3 protein-coding genes are annotated in these 2,910 nt (G+C 40.6%); 2 read left to right on the forward strand and 1 reads right to left on the reverse strand.

Translation table 11 applies throughout. From position 1 onward, the window contains the following. Positions 1-316, forward strand: a 316-nt coding sequence (locus AB4135_RS20995) for an NAD(P)/FAD-dependent oxidoreductase (protein ID WP_371995372.1), incomplete at its 5' end; no start/stop codon positions are given. Between the two features lie 454 nt (positions 317-770). On the opposite strand, the gene AB4135_RS21000 is transcribed toward AB4135_RS20995, so the two are convergent. Then, entirely contained in the window at positions 771-2,087 is a 1,317-nt protein-coding gene (locus tag AB4135_RS21000; RefSeq protein ID WP_371995373.1) for an aminopeptidase P N-terminal domain-containing protein, read from the reverse strand. Positions 2,088-2,214: 127 nt separating this feature from the next. Here AB4135_RS21000 and gmhB point away from each other — a divergent pair, with 127 nt between their 5' ends. Continuing rightward, positions 2,215-2,772, forward strand: coding sequence for a D-glycero-beta-D-manno-heptose 1,7-bisphosphate 7-phosphatase (gmhB, locus tag AB4135_RS21005; protein WP_371995374.1), 558 nt, complete (start codon positions 2,215-2,217; stop codon positions 2,770-2,772). The last annotated feature ends 138 nt before the right edge of the window (positions 2,773-2,910 follow it).

Below are 2,910 nucleotides of genomic sequence, written 5' to 3' on the forward strand. Positions count from 1 at the left end.
CGGCGGTTTAAAGGCGCCTTTAGTTCCGGCAAGAGCTGATTGTTTGTTTGCTCATGGGAAAGCACTACTGCCAACATTGTTTGAAAGTGCAACTGTTACCGACGGTGAACGCTGGATGGGATTTCGCCCCTCTTTACCTGATAGCTTGCCTGTAATCGGCCGTAGCCATAAACAGTCAAATGTATTCTTTTCATTTGGTCATCAGCACTTAGGGTTAACTTGGTCTGCTTTGACAGCTAAGTTGTTGGCTCAAGAGGTGGCTGGAGAACAATCAAATATAGACCTACAACCTTATAGAATAGATAGATTTGATTAAGATGAATATAAAGGCTGCTGTCTAAAGTAGATAGCAGCTGTTCATTTTTAGGTTGTGTTACATTATTAGGCAAATGGTTACTAAGCGGTGCATAAAGTATTCGGTTGATGAGTCAATTGCTATCTATCTCTAAATAGGCATATTAAAATTTGAGTTTACAATATGTAGGCTATAGATAGAGAAGCAGTGATAAATAAAATAATTAATTACTTTAAAGGTGTACTTGAAAATCCCTGGATTTTACTCGACGACCTGATGACAATCGTAAACTTCCTTTTTGGCCTTGCAATTATCTGGATATTTTTTTCACTTTTTTATGCTCTTGGTGGTGGCACAGTCGCAGATCTGATAAATCCAAATAGTTGGTAGCCACATACTCAGTCAAGTAACTGTTTGAAATCTAGCCAATGATAGGAAAGCAAGTCAACATTTATTTGGCTCATAATGTTAAGGTTTATACTTCAGTTTCGGCCATAATAGCCTCTATTTCGTCAACGGTTCTTGGTATAGCCTTAGAAAGATTTTCACAACCGGTATCGGTTACCAATACATCATCTTCTATACGAATACCCATACCACGATAAACCTCTGGGACATCTGTTGCATCTTCAGGAATATAAATCCCTGGCTCGATTGTAAACACCATCCCACTTTCAAGTCGACGCCAATTGCCTGCAGTGTCATGATAGGGACCGACATCATGAACATCCATCCCCAACCAGTGCCCCGTCTTATGAACCGTAAAGCGTTTATAGCTTTCTGTTGTCATAATATGCTCAATCGATCCGGTTAGAAGTCCAAGCTCTTTGAGTCCAGTAGCCATTACCTTCATACAGGTCTCATTGATTGAGTTCCATGAAAGCCCGGGTTTAACAATCTCAATAGCACGGTCTAACGCGTTTAATACTATCTGATAAATTGCAGTTTGCTCATCACTGAATTTTCCGTTAACGGGATAACTGCGGGTAATGTCAGAAGCGTAATATTGATACTCCGCGCCAGCATCGATTAACAGCATCTGGCCATCTTTTAACTCACAACAATTGTCTTCATAATGTAAGCAACAAGCATTATTTCCTGACGCAACAATATTTGGGTAGGCCACCTCGCTGCAGCCACCTTTGGCAACACTGAAATTAAACAGCGCTGATAATTCGCGTTCGTTTATATCTGGGCAGCAAGCTTGCATGACTTTTTTATGCGCGAAGGTTGATGCCTTGACTGCATGACGAATGTTATTTATCTCATCTTCCGTTTTAACTAACCTATGCTGGTGTAGCACTTCAGCTAGTTGCTTTATTGCTACAAACTGCTTAGGTGTATCGAACGAGCCACTATGCCTGTGATGATTAGCCCAGCTAACTATGTCGGAAGAAAATCTGTTATTTTCGTCACAAACATAAAGGCTTGTAACTCCCTCCATTAGCCTTAAAAGCTGAGTTGTAAACCCGCTAACAGGGTAGGCATGATCCGCGTTGTAATGCTCAATAGCACCAGTAATGCCAGCGCGATTGCCAAAATTGACCTCTTGAACTTTGTCCTTAGGTCTTAGAAATAGATGAAATGACGTTGTTTCTGCTTTAACTATTAGCGCAATGGCATCAGGCTCACCAAAGCCCGTTAAATAAAAGAAATTATTATCTTGCCTGAAGTGATATTTGATATTTTTACTACGCACTTTTTGTTGGTAGCCCGCAAGGAGCACTAAACTGTTTTTTGGTAATTGATTAAGTAGCGCAATTCTTCTTTGTTGGTATATATCCGAAACCACTTCCTTGGCCTTTATAATTGTATATTTTATTTATTACACTGCATTACAGCTTTTATAGCAAGTTCACGGTGCAATTGTTTCAATTGAATGGAATAATAGCGGCATCAAAGAGTAGAGAGATAGTATTGTGAAACGAGCAGTTTTTTTAGATAGAGATGGCGTTATTAATATAGATCACGGCTATGTACATAAAGTCGATGATTTTGAATATGTCGACGGCGTTTTCGAGGCTTGTCTCTCATTAAAGGAAGCAGGCTACCTTCTTGCTGTTGTGACCAATCAATCAGGTATAGCCCGTGGTATGTACACTGAGGAGCAGTTTCATACATTAACAGAGTGGATGGATTGGAACTTTGCTGATAAAGGTGTAGAGCTAGACGGTATTTATTACTGTCCTCATCATGCAGAAAAGGGAGTGGGGGAGTATAAGATTGATTGTAATTGCCGTAAACCTAAGCCTGGAATGATGTTAACTGCTGCTGAGTTCCTGAAAATTGATTTAAGCCGTTCTGTTATGGTTGGTGATAAACGTGATGACATGTTGGCCGCAAAAGCGGCTGGTATTCCAATTCGCGTGCTGGTGCGTACCGGTAAATCTGTAACAGATGAAGCGATTGCGGCAGCAACCGTTGTACTCGACTCAGTAGCGGAACTCCCAGCGTATTTAGCGGCAGAAGCCATCTAGATAGCATGTTTACCGTTAGAAAAACCGCTAACAAGAGTATAAGCCAAAGGGTTAACGCAATATTTTAAAAGCGATTTGGCAGTATTCACTACGATATCGGGTTGCCAAATAGCAGTTTAAAGGGGCTTTTAGCCCCTT

The sequence above is a fragment of the Shewanella sp. 10N.286.54.B9 genome, assembly GCF_041468565.1.
Lineage (GTDB): Bacteria > Pseudomonadota > Gammaproteobacteria > Enterobacterales > Shewanellaceae > Shewanella.